We start from the raw sequence: 483 nt of genomic DNA, 5'->3' as shown, positions 1-483 counted from the left end.
ATACGGGCCAGGAGTTCTCTGAGCCCACAGGGTTTGACCAGGTAGTCGTCGGCGCCGGCCTGGAGGCCGAGCACGACGTCGAGTTCGCTGCCGCGGTCGCTGAGCACGACGACCGCGGTGCGGCCGGCCGCGGTCAGCTGACGGCACACCTGAAGTCCGTCGACGTCGGGCAGGTCGGGGTCGAGGAGCACGATGTCGACGTCCGCCTCGCCGTAGGTCTCGAGCGCGGCATAGCCGTTGCGGGCACGCTCGACGTGGTGCCCGTGCCGGCGCAGTGCCTCCGCCAGCGGTGCCGCGTCCTCGGCGCGGGCGTCGACGATCAGGACACGCCAAGCCGTGTGCGCCGCCGGAGCGGCGCGGGCCTCTGCTTCGAACACCTCGTGGCGCAGTGGTGCGTGTGGGTTCAGCAGGTCGGCTGACGCCTGACGCATGACTCACCTCCACATCAGCCGGAATCGGAGCCTCGTACGGTTTCAGCCACCG

The 483-nt window shown here is 70.4% G+C and carries 1 protein-coding gene; it reads right to left on the bottom strand.

Translation table 11 applies throughout. From position 1 onward, the window contains the following. Positions 1-431: response regulator transcription factor (locus TN53_RS42240; RefSeq protein WP_159038288.1), on the bottom strand; the 431-nt coding region annotated here is incomplete at its 3' end. Positions 432-483: the final 52 nt, after the last annotated feature.

This window comes from Streptomyces sp. WM6386, assembly GCF_000972385.1.
Classification (GTDB): Bacteria; Actinomycetota; Actinomycetes; order Streptomycetales; family Streptomycetaceae; genus Streptomyces.
The sequence above is the reverse complement of the archived record's forward strand: the minus strand, read 5'-3'. Positions and strand labels throughout refer to the sequence as shown.